The following is a 16825-nucleotide window of genomic DNA, read 5'->3' on the forward strand; positions in this document are numbered from 1 at the left end:
CCCCCCGATGCGCTGGCTCTATTGAAGCAAGCCCGCCCGAAGCGAAGGAAGAACCGATATCGCGCGCGGCGTAAACCTAAAGGTTCGCCCCCTCCGATGAAACGCCAAGCTCGTCTCCCACGTAACCGACCACGGCGGCCCCGTCGTCATCCAACGCATCCGGCCGATATGCGAACACGACCTCGAACCTCAGCTCACCTTGGGGAAACGGCACGAGCGACACATCCGGCGACAACCGCGAACACGAGCTTTCGGGAACGAGGACGCACCCCTGGCCGGCCGGCGTTCACCTTCCTCAAGATCACCTCGTAATCGCGGTATTGGGTTATGCGGTTCATCTCGATTCCCAGAGACGCGCACAGCGATCGGCACCCCAGATCTCCCGGGGTTGCGTCATCGAGGCAGAACAAAGGCAGCTTCGCCAGGTCTTCGAGGGAGAACCGGGACGGCACGCGATCCATGATCCGCTTCGGCACGGCAACGAACAAAGGCTCGCTCGTCAGAGAAACCGAATCGAGTCCCGGCCGATCGACGGGGCCCGGCGTGATGGCGAACGGCACCTCCCCAGACGACAGAAGGTCCAAAGACGAGGCGAAGAAATGCTTCTCGAAGACGAATTCGACCGAGGGGAACCTTTCCTCGATCCGATCGAAGAAATCGGCGGGGAGCAGTTCGACAACGCCGTCCGACAAGGCCATGCGCATCGTCTTGCGCTGCGATGAAACCCGCTCGCTCTCCTTTTTCAGATGCGCGAGGTCGGACAGGCAGCGCTTCGCCAAAGGATAGACGGCATGCGCGACCGGCGTCGGCTCGACGCCGGTCTCCCCTCGGACGAACAGCGTGCAGCGCAGCTCCGACTCAAGCGCCCGTATGGCCTTCCCGAACGCCTGCCGAGAAACGAAATGCTGTTTTGCAGCGCGGGCGAACGAGCCGCTCTCGTAGGCGCAGCAGAACCATTCAAGCTGGTCGGACGTCACGAATCCCCCTCAATCCGCATACCGCGCGACTTCTGATCCGTTACTTCAAGCCCTTTTTCAAAGCCCCCAGAAGGTTGCGCGCAAGCCCCGTGCCCAGACTGCGGCTGACCGATGTGAGCGCGGCGGCCGCGACGTTTTTGATCAGGCGCTCGTTTTGCTCGGCAGCCTTGCGCTCGGCCTTGCGCTGGGCCTCCGCCTCCCGTTCGGCTTTGCGTTCGGCAGCCGCGGCCTCCCGTTCGGCCCTGCGCTGTTCGGCAGCCGCCTCGCGCTCGGCGCGCTTCGCAGCGGCCTCGGCCTCTTTCTCGGCCCGCTTGGCCTCCTCCTCGTCGAGCTTGCGCTGCGCCTCTTCCGCCGCAAGGCGCTCGGCTTCAGCCGCAGCCTCGACGGCTTTGCCGGCCAGCACCTCGTACGCGCTCTCCCGATCGACGGGCGTGCCGTACTTCATCTTGAACTCGCTGTTGTCGATGAGGTAGCGCTTGTCGGCATCGGGGGCGGCGCCCATCGAACACGCCGGGGCGATGACCTTCGCGCGCTGGACGATGGCAGGGCGTCCGTCTTCGTCGAGGAAGCTGATGAGGGCCTCGCCCGTCGCGAGTTCGGTGATGGCCTGCTGCGTGTCGAAGGCGGGGTTCTCGCGGAAGCTCTCCGCTGCGGCCTTGATGGACTTCAGCTCGGCGGGCGTGTACGCGCGCAGCGCATGCTGCACGCGATTGCCCAGTTGGGCGAGGACCGCGCTGGAAATATCGGAGGGGTTCTGCGTGATGAAGTAAACCCCCACGCCCTTGGACCTGATGAGCTTCACCACCTGCTCGACCTTCTCCAACAGGGCCGCAGGCGCGCTGTTGAACAGCAGGTGCGCCTCGTCGAAGAAGAAGCAGATCTTGGGTTTGTCCAGATCGCCCGCCTCGGGAAGCAGCTCGTAGAGCTCGGTGAGCATCCACAGCAGAAACGTCGAGTACAAAAGCGGCTGCTGGGCCAGCTTCACGCAGTCGAGGATGTTGACGACGCCCTTGCCGTCGGAGTCCGTGCGGATCCAATCGGCGATGTTCAGCGCGGGCTCGCCGAAAAACACGTCGCCGCCGGCGTCTTCAAGCTGGAGCAGCGCGCGCTGGATGGCTCCGATCGTCTGCCCCGTCACGTTTCCGTACGTCGCGGTGTAGTCGGACGCATGCTCGGACACGTACGCCAGCATGGAGCGGAGGTCTTTCAGGTCGAGAAGGAGCATGCCCTGGTCGTCTGCGATGTGAAAGACGATGTTCAGCACGCCTTGCTGGACTTCGTTCAGGTCGAGCAGCCGAGCGATCAGCACCGGTCCCATCTCGGTGACCGTGGTGCGCACCGGCGCGCCTCCCTCGCCGAACACGTCCCAGAAGCTCACCGGGCAGGCGTGGAAGTCGTAGTTCTCGATGCCGAGCGCCGCCAGGCGGGCCACCAGCTTCTCGGAAGCCTCCCCCGCAACCGCGATGCCGGAAACGTCTCCTTTGACGTCGGCCACGAACGTGGGAATGCCCGCGTCGCTCATGGACTGGATGATGGTCTTCACCGTGACCGTCTTTCCGGTACCCGTGGCCCCCGCGACCAGGCCGTGGCGGTTCGCCATATTCGGAAGCATCTCGACTGGGGCCTCCCCCATTCCGATGCGCAACTTACCCTCTACGTACATGGGCCTCCCTTTCGCCGGCGGCGCTCGTTTTCCATGGAGCCATTCTACCGCGAAGCGGGCGGAAGGACCTTCATGAGAAATAACGACCCTTCGCTCTTTGTTACGCTTTGTTATACAAGCGCATCGTGTGTTGACCGCTAAAATGTATGGCGCTATAGTTTCGCTATTTCCTAAATACTAATAGGTTTTAAGGGTAATAAAGGGAGGAGGGACCTGTGGACTACGGCGCCATGATCGAGTACCTGCCGCTTTACGGGCACGCCGCGCTGCTCACGCTGCGCATCGGCTGGATAGGCATCGCAGGTTCGATCGCCATCGGCCTCGCCTCGGCGCTCGTCACCCATTTCCGCATCCCGGTCCTGCACGGGATCGCGCGGGCCTACATCGAGCTGTTCCGCAACACGCCCCTGCTCATCCAGCTGTTCTTCATCTACTTCGGGCTACCGCGCCTCGGCGTGCCCGTCGATGCCGAGTTCTGCGGATGCCTCGGCCTCTCGCTGCTCGGCGGCGCCTACATGGCCGAAACCTTCCGAAGCGGGCTGGAGGCGGTCGAACCCGGCCAAACCGAGAGCGCGCTGTCGCTGGGCATGAGCACGCCGCAGGTCATGCGCCACATCGTGCTGCCCCAGGCCGTCGCGCTCAGCATCCAGTCGTTCGTCGCCAACGTGGTGTTCCTGCTGAAGGAGACCAGCGTCTTTTCCGCCATAAGCCTGCTCGACCTCATGTTCGTGGCCAAGGATCTCATCGGCCTGTACTACGACACCACCGAATGCCTCGTGATGCTGGTCATCTTCTACCTGATGATCATCCTGCCGGTGTCGATCGCGGGCACCATCGTCGAAAGGAGGTTGCGCCATGGAGCTTTTGGGGCTTGATGTCCTGTTCAAGGGTGCAAACGCGGCGCGCCTCCTCCAGGGTCTGCTGGTCGCGGTCGAGATCAGCGTCATCTCGGTCGTCATAAGCATCGCGCTCGGCCTGCTCTTCGGCGTGTTCATGACGTGGAAGAACCCTGTGGCGCGCTTCGTGAGCCGGCTCTACCTCGAGGTCGTGCGCATCATGCCGCAGCTGGTCTTGCTGTTCGTGGTGTTCTTCGGGGCCACGCGCGTGCTTCACGTGAACCTCTCCGCCGAGGTCTCGGCCATCATCGTGTTCAGCTTCTGGGGCGTCGCCGAGATGGGGGATCTCGTGCGCGGGGCGCTCGGCAGCATCCCGGCCCAGCAGTACCGAAGCGCACAAGCGCTGGGGATGACCGATGCGCAGATGTATCGGCACGTCATCGTGCCCCAGACGGTGCGCCGGCTTATCCCCTTGTCCATTAACCTGGTCACCCGCATGATCAAAACCACCTCGCTCGTCATGATGATCGGCGTGGTCGAGATGATGAAGGTCGGCCAGCAGATCATAGAAGCGAACCGCATGACCAGCCCCAACGCCGTGTTCGGCATCTACGGCACGATCTTTGTCCTGTACTTCCTTATCTGCTGGCCCATCAGCCTTCTGGCGGGCAAGCTCGAGAAGAAATGGAGCATCTAGATGAGCGAGACGCCGGTACTACGCATCGCGCATGTGCGCAAAGCCTACGGCGACAACGTCGTGCTGAAAGACATCAGCCTCGACGTTCGGCAAGGCGAAGTCATCGTCATAGTCGGCCCGTCAGGGTGCGGCAAATCGACGTTTCTGCGATGTATCAACGGGCTCGAGGATATCCAAGGCGGAACGATCGAGCTGGACGGGACGCCCATCGACGGCTCGTCGAAGGACATCGCGGCTGTTCGCCAACGCATCGGCATGGTGTTTCAGAGCTACGACCTGTTCCCGCATAAAACGGTCATCGAGAACATCACGCTGTCCCCGCTCGTCGTGCAGAAGCGCGATAAGGCCGAAGTCGAGCGCGAAGCCGAGGCGCTGCTTGCGCGCGTGGGGCTCATCGACAAGCGAAACGCGTATCCGCGCGAGCTTTCGGGGGGACAGAAACAGCGCGTCGCGATCGCGCGGGCGCTTGCCATGAAGCCCGAAGTGATGCTGCTCGACGAGATCACCGCCGCCCTCGACCCCGAAATGGTGCGCGAAGTGCTCGACGTCATCCTCGATCTGGCGCGCGAGGGAAAGACGATGCTCATCGTCACCCACGAGATGTCGTTCGCCCGCGCCGTCGCCGACCGCGTGCTGTTCTTCGACGGCGGCGAGGTGGTCGAGCAGGGCGTTCCCGAGCGGTTCTTCACCCACCCGGAAACCGAGCGGGCCAAACGGTTCCTGCGCACCTTCACGTTCGAGGCCGTCAGGCACCACGAGCCCGCATAGCGAAAACACCTGTCCGCACCTGCGTCGAAGCGCGTGAGCGGACGTCGGAAAACCAGGTTGACCAGTACGGAAGAAAGGTACTTGAGATGTTTGGAAACAACGGTAGGAAAAAGATGAAGGCCGCCCTCGCCGCGCTCGCGGCGGCAGCGCTGGGAGCCGCGCTGCTCGTCGGATGCTCGGGAGGTTCTGCGGGAGGTTCCGCGGGCAGCGGGCCGCGCACCGTCGACCAGATCAAAGAGTCCGGCACCGTGCGCATCGGCGTATTCTCGGACAAAAGCCCCTTCGGCTACGTGGACGAGCACGGAAACTACGCCGGATACGATATCGAGCTGGCCAACAGGATCGGCGAGGACCTGGGTGTGAAGGTCGAGTTCGTCTCCACCGAAGCGGCCAACCGCGTCGAATACCTGCAGACGAACAAGGTCGATATCATCCTCGCGAACTTCACCGTCACCGAGGAGCGCGCCCAGCAGGTCGATTTCGCCTCCCCTTACATGAACGTAGCGCTGGGCGTGGTGTCGCGCACCGACAACCCGATCACCGACATGTCGCAGATCGGGCCGAACGACGAGGTGATCGTCATTTCGGGAACCACCGCCGAAACCTACCTCACCAAGAACATGCCCAACGTCAAGATGAAGAAGTTCGACACCTACGCCAGCGCTAAAACCGCCTTCGAGAACGGCGAGGGCGTGGCGTGGGCCAACGACAACACCGAGGTCATCGCCTTCGCCCAGGCCGACGCAGCCAAATACGTAGTGGGCATCGACGCGCTCGGAAACGCCGACACCATCGCCCCGGCCGTGACCAAGGGCAACGACTCGCTGCTCTCCTGGCTCAACGACGAGCTCGCATCGCTGGGCTCGCAGAGCTTCTTCCACGCCGCCTACGACAAGACCCTCGCCGGCACTTACGGCGAGGCCTACAAAGACACCCTCGTCGTGGAGCCGAAGTAGCCCGAAGCGCCCCCGCTTCGCTGAAATGCCCGTCTGTTGCGCGGCCTTCCCCCAGCGGGAAGGCCGCGTTTTTTGTTAACTTGTCGCTACGCGCGGCGAAGCAGCCGCTTTTCCTGCGGCTTTTACTTTATGCTTATGCACGAGCAAGCTACGTTTTCGCCCTTCGCTCGAACGCAGCGAATCGATGCGAACCTCGACGCCTTACGGAAGGATGGATCCATGTCCAAGATTTCGGAGATCTACGGTTCAAGCGTCTTCGATAAGCGCACCATGCGCGAAAAGCTTCCCTCTGCGACCTACAAGAGCCTCCTGAAAACCATCGATGCGGGAGAGCCGCTCGATCTGGACGTGGCCAACGTGGTCGCGCACGCGATGAAGGAGTGGGCCATCGAGAAGGGCGCCACCCACTTCACCCACTGGTTCCAGCCCCTGTCGGGCACGACCTCCGAAAAGCACGACGCCTTCCTCTCCCCCGAGGAAAACGGGTCGGCCATCACCAGCTTCTCCGGAAAAGAGCTGATCCAGGGCGAACCCGATGCGTCGAGCTTCCCTTCGGGCGGCCTGCGCGCCACGTTCGAGGCGCGCGGCTACACCGCGTGGGACCCCACCAGCTACGCCTTCATCAAAGACGAGGTGCTGTGCATCCCCACGGCGTTTTGCAGCTATACCGGCGAGGCCCTCGACAAGAAGACGCCGCTTCTGCGCTCGATGGGCGCGCTGGAGAACCAGGCGCGCCGCGTCTTGGCCCTGTTCGGCGAGAACCCCCAGCGCATCCTCACCACCATCGGCGCCGAGCAGGAATTCTTCCTCATATCCGAGAAAGACTACGCCGCCCGCGAGGACCTGGTGCTCACCGGCCGCACGCTGTTCGGCGCACCGCCCTGCAAGGGCCAGGAACTCGAAGAGCACTACTTCGGCGCGATCCGACCCACGGTCAACAACTTCATGAAGGAGCTCGACGAGGAGCTGTGGGCGCTGGGCATCCCCGCGCGCACCAAGCACAACGAAGTCGCTCCGGCCCAGCACGAGCTCGCGCCCATCTTCGCCAACGCGAACAGGGCCATCGACGCGAACCTGCTCACCATGGAGAAGATGCGCCTGCTCGCATCCAACCACGGCCTGGCCTGCCTGCTGCACGAAAAGCCCTTCGAGGGCATCAACGGTTCGGGAAAGCACGACAACTGGTCGATGAGCGCCGACGGGAAGAACCTGCTCGATCCGGGCGAGAACCCCAGCGAGAACCTACGCTTCCTCGTGTTCCTCACCGCCGTCATCGAAGCGGTCGACAACTACCAGGAGCTGCTGCGCATGTCGGTGGCCTCCGCCGGAAACGACCACCGTCTCGGCGCGCACGAGGCGCCTCCCGCCATCATGTCGATCTTTTTGGGCGACGAGCTGGGAGCCATCATGGAATCGCTCGTCAACGGGGCGGAATACAGGAACGCCGGCCAGGTCGCTATGGATCTGGGCGTGGCGGTGCTGCCAAACTTCCTGAAAGACAACACCGACCGCAACCGGACCAGTCCCTTCGCGTTCACGGGAAACAAGTTCGAGTTCCGCGCGCCGGGCTCCAACGTCAACCTCGCCGACGCGAACACCTGCCTGAACACCGCCGTGGCGAAGTCCCTGAAAGGGTTCGCCGACGCGCTCGAGAACGTCTCGCCCGCCGATTTCGAGGCAGCCGCCATCTCCTACGTCAAGCAGTCGCTCACCGACCATCAGCGCATCGTATTCAACGGGAACGGGTACTCCGAAGAGTGGGAGCGCGAGGCCGAACGGCGCGGCCTGGCCAACCACAGGAACACCGCAGAGGCGCTTCCCAGCTACATCGACCCGAAGAGCATCGCGCTGTTCGAGGAGTTCGGCGTGCTCACCGAAAACGAGGTGCGCAGCCGCTACGAGGTGAAGCTGGAGAAGTACACCAAGCTGCTCAACATCGAGTGCCGCGTGATGAAGCGCATGGCGCGACGCACCTACATCCCCGCCATCAGCCGCTACGCTTCGGACACCGCCGAGGGCGTGGCGCGCCTCGAGGCGATCGGCGTCGAGTGCCCCTCCCAAAAAGAGCTCGCCAAGCGCCTGGCCGACGGCATCGTCGCCGCCGCAGCGGCCACCAACGAGCTGCACGAGCTGCACACGAAGGCAGCGGCCATGCAAGACAAGCAGCAGGCCGCCGACTTCTACGCCGGCACCGTCGTCCCGGCGATGCGGAAGCTGCGCAGCGTCATCGACGGCCTGGAGATCATCACCAGCCGCGACTACTGGCCCGCACCGTCTTACAACAACCTGCTGTTCTACGTGTAGGACCATCGCCCGGAGATGCGTCTCGCCGGTGCGAAGCGCACCTTTGCGCCGCCCTTGCGCGCCCGGCCGCCGAAACGACTTGGCGGCTGGGCGCAGCACCCACCGGAAAAGGCTACTCGTCTTCGGCCGAAGCACGCGCAGCGGCCGCCTCTTCGAACTTCGCCTTCATCGTGGGGTTGCCGCGGGTGAGCTTTTTCACCGTGATGTCCTCGAGCTTGCGGTTAGCCAGGTCGATGTTCCTATCCGAGCTGGTCAGCTCCGCCTTTATCTTCTCGAGCTTCTTGATGGTGGCATCGATGTCGTCGATGGCGGCCTGGAACTTGCGCCGCGCGATGTCCACGTTCCTGCCGAACTTCTCCTTCATGCTGTCGAGCTGGTCCTCGAAATTCGACACGTCGATGTTCTGCTGGCGCACGCGCGCAAGCTCGCGGCGGTATGCCAGCGACTTCATCGACGCGTTGCGGATGAGCGTGATCATGGGGATGAAGAACTGCGGGCGGATCACGTACATCTTCTCGTAGCCCGACTGGTACGACACGTCCACGATTCCCGTGTTGTAGTACTCGCTGTCGCGCTCGAGCAGCGACACTAACACCGCGTACTCGCAGCCTTTGTTCCTGCGGTCCTGGTCGAGCTTCTTGAAGTGGTCTTCGTTGCGCTTGCGGTGCGCCGAGTCATCGGCCTCGTTTTTCATCTCGAACATGATGGAGACGACCTCGATGCCGTCCTCGTCGATCTCGCGGTACACGTAGTCGCCCTTGCTCCCGTCGACCACCTCGTTGTCCTTGCCGAAGCGGGCCCGCTGGAACCCCGTTGCGCGCAGCTTGTCGAACTCGGTTTCGCAGAAGCGCTCGAGGCTCTCGCCCACCATCTTGGTGGAAAGCTCGGCCCGCATGCGCCGGATCCCCTCGATCTCGCGGTCGCGCAGGGCGATGGCCTCGTCTTTGGCGCGCAGTTGAACGGCCAGCTCGCTTTGGTGGGCCTGCTTGAGGCGCTCCATGTCGGCCCGATCGCGCTCGATCTGGGCGGCCAGCTCGTCGCGGGCGCGCTCAGCGGCGCGCAGCTCGTCTTTGACCGCCTCGGATGCACGCGCAGCCGCCAGTTCGGACTGCATCTGGGCTTGCGACGCCTGAGACTCCAGCTGCACGGTGAGCTTTTCGATCAGGGCGCGGCTTTCGGCGAGCTGCTCGCGCAGCAGGCCCTCGGCGCGCGCCACCGCGATCTTCTCGCGCTCGGCTGCCGCCCGATGCTCGACCTCCAGGCGCTCTGCCAGCTCGCGCTTGAATTCCCGATCATGCACCTGCCGTACCAGGTCGGCATACCCGCTTTCGTCGACGGTGAACGCCTGGCCGCAATGGGGGCACCTGATCTCGCCCATACCGAACTCCTCTCGCTTTCGTTTCGACCCATTATCCCCTTTTCGCAAGCGTGTGGGATCCCGAAGCGAGCGCGGCTGCAAAAAGCGCTTAGGCGTCGAGGAACTTGGGCGGAAGCACGTAGCCGGGACGCAGGTTCGCGTACATCGCCTCGGGGGGCTGGATGGTCTTCGATGCGAGGATCTTGGAGGTCCCGTGAGCCAATATGCGTCCCCGCCCATCGACCACGTCGCACTCGCACAAAATGATGGTCCCGCCCATCTTCACCACGCGGCCCTCGTAGGAAACGCGGTCGCCCACCGTGCAGGATCGCAGGTAGTCGCCGTGGACGTCGAGCGTCGTCGCACCCATCCCCTCGGGAAGCGAGGCGTACATGGCCCAGTACGTGATGTTGTCGATGAGGCTGGCGAACATACCCCCGTGCATGCCGCCGAACGCGTTGAGGTGCACGCGCTCGACGCTCAGGCTCCCGCGCGCGTAGCCTTCGCCCAGCTCGGTCACTTCGATGCCGAGCGCGCGCAGATACGGGCTGTCGTTGATCAGTTCGAGCGCTCCTGAAACCCACGCGGGGTTAAGCTTTCCTGCCATTGTCCATCCCCTTGCATTTCTCGAGAAATCGCATGTTCACCTATCTTATGCGCCCCGATCCCGCTTGTTAATTGCCCGATACGCCGATTCTGTCCCAAAAGCGGGCGCCGAGACGAGAAGGGAGATCCGACGCATGCGCGATCGTCCCCTCTTAAGGCGGCCGCCGGGCTTATCGGGGCATTCACCGAACTTATAGAACGTAACGAGAACCGAGCAATCTATTGCACCGATAACAAATGGCCGAAAATACCAATAAGCAAAACTGTTGTATTTGCCCGATGGGAGTCTTAGCATGGCACACGCAAACTTGAACGACGCACGAACGGCCCCATCGGCCACAAGGGAAAGGAACCACCATGACCTACCAAGTCTCTCGCCGCGGATTCGCGAAGATCGCCGGAATCAGCGCCGCCGGGGCCGCGCTTGCCGGATTCGGCCTTATCGGCTGCTCCAGCGCCTCCAAAGACGCCAAGACCGCCGAGGGCGGCAGCAAGACCATCAAGATAGCCGCCAGCCCCACCCCCCACGCCGAGATCCTCAGCGGAGCGGTGAAGCCTTTGCTCGAGGAGAAGGGCTTCACGCTGCAGATCGACGAGTTCAACGACTACGTCCAGCCCAACCTGGCCGTCCAGGAGGGCGAAGAGAACGCCAACTACTTCCAGCACCAGCCCTACCTCGATAACTTCAACAAGGAGAACGGCACCGATCTGGTAAGCGTCGCCGCGGTCCACTACGAGCCTTTCGGCCTGTACGCCGGCAAGAAGAAGTCGCTGGCCGATCTTTCCGCAGGAGACCAGATCGCCGTCCCCAGCGACGCTACCAACGAGGCGCGCGCCCTGCTGCTCTTACAGCAGGAGGGCATCATCAAGCTCAAGGATGGCGCGGGCATCGAGGCGACGGTGAACGACATCGCGGAAAACCCCCTGAACCTCTCGTTCAAGGAGCTCGAGGCCGCGCAGGTGTCCCGCTCGCTCCAAGACGTCTCCATCGCCGCCATCAACGCCAACTACGCCATCGAGGCCGGGCTGAGCGTGTCGAAAGACGCGCTGGCGGTGGAAAGCGCCGAGGGCAAGGCAGCTTCCACCTACGCCAACATCCTGTGCGTGAAGAAGGGCAGCGAAAACGACGAGGGCATCAAGGCTCTGGCAGAGGCGCTGCGCTCCGACAAGGTCCGCGACTTCATCAACGCGACGTTCGACGGAGCCGTTCTGCCCGTCTTCTAGGCGAAGCGGCGTTTCGCCGGCTCCAGCGAGCTGCGAACAGCCCGCCCGTTCAAACGACCCGAAGAGGTGCCGGAGCGCGATCTCCGGCACCTCTTCCCTTTTCCGCATGTTCCACGCATTTTCCCGTTTTGCTTACGCAACGCGCTATGATTAAGCAAAGCGGGAAAATGCGGCAGAACCGAAGGGGGGTGGGACAATGAGGCGGCCGACTTTCGAGCGCTGGGCCAAGCGGGAAGCCCTCCGCGCTGCGAACGCCCGGGCATTCAGCTTCAAGAATCTCGCCGGAGCGCTCCAAGACGGATGCACCGCCCTCAAGGCGCCGCTGTTCCTGTACGCCTACGAAACCGACGACCTCGACCGGCTTTTTCGCTACATACGCGACGACTCTCTGATCGAGGAGTTCAAGCGCGTGGAAAACGTGCTGGGCGGCCGGCCCGCCGAGAAGCTCGCCTTGCGCGGAACCCCGATGCGCTTGCTGCCGTGCGAATACCAGGCATGCTTCGACGCCTTCTCCCTCGCCTTTCGCGCCCCCGAGCGGCTCGAGGCCGAAAAGCGGGCCCTATGGGAGAAGACGGTGAGCGCGCAGCGGCGCAAGGACATCCCCAACAGCGCGGTGTACCAGCGGCTGCGCCTCAATCCCGGCAACGTGAACTCCTACCTCAAAGACGGCGCCGTCGAAAAACTCTCCTTGGAAAATGCGCGGATTATCTTAGAATTCGTACTGGATTACTGAGCCCCGGCCGCACATCCGGCCCGTCCGGTAGGATTCGCCCATGTCGCTTCACACCAAAGGTATGGTCTGCACCCTCGCGGGAGCCGTGCTCTGGGGCTTTTCCGGCGCGTGCATCCAGTACCTGCTCGACGACGTCGGCCTGGCCCCGCTTGCGCTCACATCCATCCGCACGCTCATAGCCGGCGTCCTGTACGCCGTGCTCATCTACACCACCCAGCACGACAAGCTCGCCGCGCTCTCCCGCGACCCGCGCTCCATCGGGAGGATTATCGTGTTCGGGGTTTTCGGGCTGTTCTGCAACCAGGCCTCGTACGCGATCGCCATCGGATTCACGAACTCGGGGACCGCAACCGTGCTCTCGAGCCTCAGCATCGTGCTCGTCATGATCGTGACCTGCACCCTGTACCGCAAGCTCCCGCGCCTGCAGGATATCGGCGGGTTGGTCTTGGCCATGGCGGCCACCTTCTTCATCGCCACGAAGGGCGACCCGTCCGTGCTCTCGATTCCCGCTATCGGGTTGTTCTGGGGATTCATGAACGCTGTGACCGTTACGTTCTACGTCATGTTCCCCCGCAAGGTGATGGAGCGCTACGGCTCGGTCATGGTGATCGGAGGCGGCATGCTCACCAGCGGCGTGTTCTCGACGCTGGTCGTCATCGTGCTGAGCGCGCTTGCGGCCAACGGCGTCGAGTCGTCGATGTTTCCCGTCACCATACCGCCGATCAGCCTGAAGTTCGTCGTGGGGATCATCGTGATCAGCGTGGTGGGCACCTTCGCCGCCTACGGGCTGTTCCTCCACGGCGTGTCGATCGTCGGGGGCGTGGAGAGCACCATGCTGGGAGCGGCCGAGCCCGTGAGCGCCACGGTGTTTCCCGCCATCTTGCTGGGGACGGTGTTCGTGTGGGCCGACTGGCTGGGACTGATGCTGATGCTGGGAACCATCGTGCTCGTGGGCCTTCCCTCCAAGCGCATCCCCCGCACCACCGAGCCCGAACCCCAACCGTAGGGTCGACGTCGCCGCGTCCCGCGAAACCGCTCGCTGGCCTCGCGGGAATGCGATCGTGCATCGGACCGGGCTTTGCGCTAGAATTCCCTATGGTTCGGAGGCTAGTTTCTGCTGTCGCTTCCCTTTCTGCATCGAGAACGCCCCTTGCGTCGGGCGCGCTTGTTCGCGTGTCCCCTCGGACAATCTGAAAGGATCCTCATGAAGCCGTACCGCAAGCTTATCTCCATCCTCGCCGCGGCGTGCCTTGCCGCTTGCGCCCTCGCAGGATGCTCGACCGCCTCGAATCAGAGCGGGCAGCCCTCCGAGAAGGCCCCCGAAACCCAGTCGTCTATCCTGTTCTGCGGGTCCACCTCGCTCTACCCCATCATCTCGTCTTTGGCGTCATCGTTTACCGAGCAGTACACGACCTGGGACAAGGTCGACCCGTCCCTTCCCGCCGAAAACATCTCCGTCTACGTCGCACCGGGCGGGTCCGGTGTCGGCGTCGGCGCCGTCACCGATGGAACCGCCGACTTCGGCATGGTCGCCCGCGACATGAAAGACGGAGAGATCTCGGCCCTCGGCGCCGACTACCGCTCGTTTGTCGTCGCGCACGACGCCCTTACCGTCTCCATCAACTCCCAGAACCCCCTTGCGCAGGTGAAAACCGACTTCGATACCGACACCATCCGAAAGGTTTTCTCCGGGGAGATATCGACCTGGGACCAGCTCGACCCGTCCCTTCCCACCGAGAAGATCAACGTGTACATCCGCGACCTCTCCGGAGGGGCGTACGAGGTGTTCCAGAAAACGGTGATGGGAGACAGCAAGGTCTCTGACAGCGCCACCCAGTCCGCTTCGATGACCGAGCTGGCCACGAACATAGCGAACGATCCCTGGGCCATCGGATACGCCGGGTTCGGAGCCTACAACAAGGTGAACGCCAAGGGCGCCGCGCTCGTCGCGCTGAAGGTGAACGGCGTCGAATGCACGCAGGACAACATCCTCTCGGGCGCCTACACCATTCAGCGACCCATCCAGTTCGTGTCCGGATCCGAGATCTCCCCGACCGAGCAGGCATTCATCGACTATATCTTCTCCGAGGCCGGATACGCCGCCGTCGAAGCGAACGGGTACATCCCCGCGTTCTCTCCGAATTCCCGTTAACGGGCTTTTGCTGAGAGAAAGGCGAGGCTCCCTCGAGGGGCCTCGCACACAGCCGTCTTCCGTCAGGACCGGGCACCACCGCCGTTAGGGGCCGTTCTCCCAACCATGAAACCCTCGCTTTCAGAAAACGCAGCGCGCGCAGCCTTCACCCTTGCCGCATGGGTCTGCTTGGCCCTGCTCCTCTTCGTGGTGCTGTTCATCGCGACCGAGGCTCTACCCGCGTTCCAATCGACGGATCCGGCCGAGCTCCTGCTTTCATTCTCATGGCAGCCCATCGGGTTCACTGGCGAGCCGTCGTTCGGAATAGCCAACTTCGTCGCGGCAACGCTCCTCGTCTCGGCGCTGGCCCTCGCCTTCGCCTCGCTCATAGGCGTGGGAACGGCCCTTTTCCTCTCGTTTATAGCTCCGCGCGGGGTGCGCGGGGTCTCTCTCGCCGCTATCGAGATGCTTGCCGGCATCCCTTCGGTGGTCTACGGCTTCGTTGGGATAACGCTGGTCGTTCCGGTTTTTCTGAAAGCGGGAGTCCATACGGGGACCTGCGTCCTGGCAGCGTCCCTGGTGCTCGCAATCATGATCGCCCCTTACCTTGTTTCAACGCTGTGCGACTCCCTCGCGAAGAGGAAAGAGCGCTATCTCGATGCCGCCCTCTCCCTGGGAATCGATCGCTGGGATGCAATCGCGACCATCATCCTGCCGACGAGCGCCAAAAGCATAACCGTTGCGATGCTGCTCGCCTGGGGCCGCGCCATGGGCGAGACCATGGCCGTCATGATGGTGATCGGAAACGCAAACCTGTTCCCGCGTTTGCTGGGAAAAGCCGAGACCATACCCGCCCTCATCGCCTTGGAGATGGGAGGCGCACAGGCGGACTCCGCCCATTACCACGCGCTTTATGCCGCTGCGTTCGTTCTGGTGTGCGCCCTGCTTGCCATCAACGTGGCAGGTAACCTCGTCAAAAGCCGCTTCGAGAAAAGCGGGGTGCTCTGATGATGCGATCGAAGGGCATCTTCGTCAAAACCTGGGCCCTGCTCGGCGCAACCGCGATGTTTCTGTCTGTCGGCGCGCTTTTCGCCTTCGTGTTCTGGAAGGGAGCTGTCGTCGTCGACGCCGACTTCCTCTTCTCGTCCCCGAAAGGCGCGGTCCTCGGCGAAGAGGGCGGCATCTACCCCGCCATCATCGGAAGCATCTGGTTCACCGCGGGATCGGTGGTGATCGGAGGCGTTCCCGCTTTCCTCATCGCGGTGTACCTGGCCTTCATGCGCAACTCCGAAAAGGCAGAGGCGGCAGGGCAGCTCATCTTGCGGTGCGCCGCCGGAATCCCATCGATCGTTTTGGGGATGTTCGCGTACAGCCTGTTCGTGAAGGACCTCTCGTGGGGCCGCTCGATCCTTTCCGCCTCGATCGCACTCGGCATCATGATCATGCCCTACATCGAGACCCTCATCGAAAAGGCGTTTCGCGAAGTCCCTTCCCATATGATCGAAAGCTCGCGGGCCTTGGGATTCAGCCGTATGAAGATCCTCGGGCTCGTGATCCTGCCGATGTGCTCGGGAGAGATCGTTGCGGCCCTGATATTGGGAGCCTGCTTTTCAATGGGCGCGACCGCCCCGCTGATCTTCACGGGCGGAGTCGCCTTCGCAAGCGCCCCGACCGACATGCTTCATCCCGCAATGGCGCTGCCGCTTCACCTCTACCTCTTGGTTTCCCAGGGAGGAAGCAGCATCGAGGCGGCATACGGAACGGCCTTGGTCATGATGGTGCTGGTGCTTGCGGGAAACATCGTTGCCCGAACGCTTGCGCAAAGGAGCCGACCGAAATGGCGAACGTGATGAGAACCTGCGACCTGAGCGTATCCTACAACGGAACACCGGCCCTCGAGTCGGTATCCGTCTCGATACCCGCACGCGGAACGACTGCGGTCACAGGTCCTTCGGGCTGCGGAAAATCCACGCTGCTCAAATGCTTGAACGGCCTCATCGACGAGGATCCTTCGGCTCAGGTTTCGGGAGAGCGGTTCCTCGACGAGCGCCCGTTCGAATCCTGGAAGGCCAAAGACCTCAGGAAACGCGTCGGCCTGGTGTTCCAAAACCCGACTCCGTTTCCCTTCAGCATCGAGAAGAATCTGACCTGCGTTGTTGCATATCACTCACCCAAGCGACCGGCCAAATCGGAGATGGACCGCCAGGTGCGCGAACTGCTCGAAACCGTGGGGTTGTGGAGCGAGGTCCGCAACCATCTTGGGAAGAGCGCCCTCGAGCTGTCGGGCGGGCAGATGCAGCGCCTCTGCATAGCGAGGGCGCTGGCCGTGCAACCCGACGTCCTGCTTCTCGACGAACCCTGTTCGGCGCTGGACGCGCATTCGACCGAGATCATAGAGGATCTCGTCATGCGCCTGAGCCGTGATCGCGCGGTCGTGCTGGTCACTCACAACCTCGACCAAGCGCGCCGCGTCGCAGACCATGAGATACGCCTGAGAGCGGGTCGCGTTGCAAAAAACCGAGGGGGCGACCGCTGATCCGAACCCGGCTGAAACGACGACGTGCGCACCCGTA

General features: G+C 62.9%; 16 protein-coding genes. 12 read left to right on the forward strand and 4 right to left on the reverse strand.

The window, feature by feature from the left end; all coding sequences use genetic code 11:
- Positions 1–194: 194 nt before the first annotated feature.
- Together JI75_RS04955 and JI75_RS04960 are read right to left on the reverse strand one after the other, a co-directional pair.
- The gene (locus JI75_RS04955; protein WP_039689228.1) at positions 195–977 is read right to left on the reverse strand and encodes a LysR family transcriptional regulator; all 783 of its coding nucleotides are present in this window, start codon (positions 975–977) and stop codon (positions 195–197) included.
- A gap of 40 nt (positions 978–1017) precedes the next feature.
- Positions 1018–2640 carry a helicase HerA-like domain-containing protein gene (locus JI75_RS04960; protein WP_039689233.1) on the reverse strand — a complete coding sequence of 541 codons (1623 nt, stop codon included), beginning with the start codon at positions 2638–2640 and terminating at the stop codon, positions 1018–1020.
- Positions 2641–2855: 215 nt separating this feature from the next.
- Between JI75_RS04960 and JI75_RS04965 the strand changes: the two genes are divergently transcribed.
- From JI75_RS04965 to JI75_RS04985, 5 genes are all read left to right on the forward strand, one after another.
- On the forward strand, positions 2856–3515 hold the full coding sequence (locus JI75_RS04965) for an amino acid ABC transporter permease (protein ID WP_039689235.1): 660 nt from the start codon (positions 2856–2858) through the stop codon (positions 3513–3515).
- Complete coding sequence (locus JI75_RS04970; RefSeq protein WP_039689237.1) at positions 3496–4173, forward strand: amino acid ABC transporter permease; 678 nt, start codon at positions 3496–3498, stop codon at positions 4171–4173. Before JI75_RS04965 ends, JI75_RS04970 begins: the two co-directional genes overlap by 20 nt.
- A complete protein-coding gene (locus JI75_RS04975; protein WP_039689239.1) occupies positions 4174–4941 on the forward strand; it encodes an amino acid ABC transporter ATP-binding protein in 768 nt (255 codons plus the stop codon).
- An 86-nt stretch (positions 4942–5027) separates the two neighbouring features.
- Positions 5028–5897, forward strand: a complete 870-nt coding sequence (locus tag JI75_RS04980) for a transporter substrate-binding domain-containing protein (RefSeq protein WP_052241614.1) — start codon at positions 5028–5030, stop codon at positions 5895–5897.
- Positions 5898–6116: 219 nt separating this feature from the next.
- A complete protein-coding gene (locus tag JI75_RS04985; RefSeq protein WP_039689241.1) occupies positions 6117–8201 on the forward strand; it encodes a glutamine synthetase III family protein in 2085 nt (694 codons plus the stop codon).
- Between the two features lie 112 nt (positions 8202–8313).
- On the opposite strand, the gene JI75_RS04990 is transcribed toward JI75_RS04985, so the two are convergent.
- On the reverse strand, positions 8314–9579 hold the full coding sequence (locus JI75_RS04990; RefSeq protein WP_039689242.1) for a DUF2130 domain-containing protein: 1266 nt from the start codon (positions 9577–9579) through the stop codon (positions 8314–8316).
- 88 nt (positions 9580–9667) lie between these two features.
- A complete protein-coding gene (locus JI75_RS04995; RefSeq protein WP_039689244.1) occupies positions 9668–10165 on the reverse strand; it encodes a PaaI family thioesterase in 498 nt (165 codons plus the stop codon).
- A 356-nt stretch (positions 10166–10521) separates the two neighbouring features.
- Between JI75_RS04995 and JI75_RS05000 the strand changes: the two genes are divergently transcribed.
- From JI75_RS05000 to JI75_RS05030, 7 genes are all read left to right on the forward strand, one after another.
- Positions 10522–11388: a MetQ/NlpA family ABC transporter substrate-binding protein gene (locus JI75_RS05000; RefSeq protein ID WP_082019761.1), complete on the forward strand. Its 867-nt coding sequence runs from the start codon at positions 10522–10524 to the stop codon at positions 11386–11388.
- 196 nt (positions 11389–11584) lie between these two features.
- Complete coding sequence (locus tag JI75_RS05005) at positions 11585–12121, forward strand: hypothetical protein (RefSeq protein WP_039689246.1); 537 nt, start codon at positions 11585–11587, stop codon at positions 12119–12121.
- A 40-nt stretch (positions 12122–12161) separates the two neighbouring features.
- Positions 12162–13127: a DMT family transporter gene (locus JI75_RS05010; RefSeq protein ID WP_052241615.1), complete on the forward strand. Its 966-nt coding sequence runs from the start codon at positions 12162–12164 to the stop codon at positions 13125–13127.
- Between the two features lie 198 nt (positions 13128–13325).
- The gene (locus JI75_RS05015; RefSeq protein ID WP_039689248.1) at positions 13326–14273 is read left to right on the forward strand and encodes a substrate-binding domain-containing protein; all 948 of its coding nucleotides are present in this window, start codon (positions 13326–13328) and stop codon (positions 14271–14273) included.
- A gap of 105 nt (positions 14274–14378) precedes the next feature.
- On the forward strand, positions 14379–15260 hold the full coding sequence (gene pstC / locus JI75_RS05020) for a phosphate ABC transporter permease subunit PstC (RefSeq protein WP_052241616.1): 882 nt from the start codon (positions 14379–14381) through the stop codon (positions 15258–15260).
- Entirely contained in the window at positions 15260–16102 is an 843-nt protein-coding gene (locus tag JI75_RS05025) for a PstA family ABC transporter permease (protein WP_205911718.1), read from the forward strand. The genes pstC and JI75_RS05025 overlap by 1 nt, the downstream gene beginning before the upstream one ends.
- Complete coding sequence (locus tag JI75_RS05030) at positions 16090–16788, forward strand: phosphate ABC transporter ATP-binding protein (protein WP_052241617.1); 699 nt, start codon at positions 16090–16092, stop codon at positions 16786–16788. The genes JI75_RS05025 and JI75_RS05030 overlap by 13 nt, the downstream gene beginning before the upstream one ends.
- The last annotated feature ends 37 nt before the right edge of the window (positions 16789–16825 follow it).

Source organism: Berryella intestinalis (assembly GCF_000814825.1).
GTDB lineage: Bacteria > Actinomycetota > Coriobacteriia > Coriobacteriales > Eggerthellaceae > Berryella > Berryella intestinalis.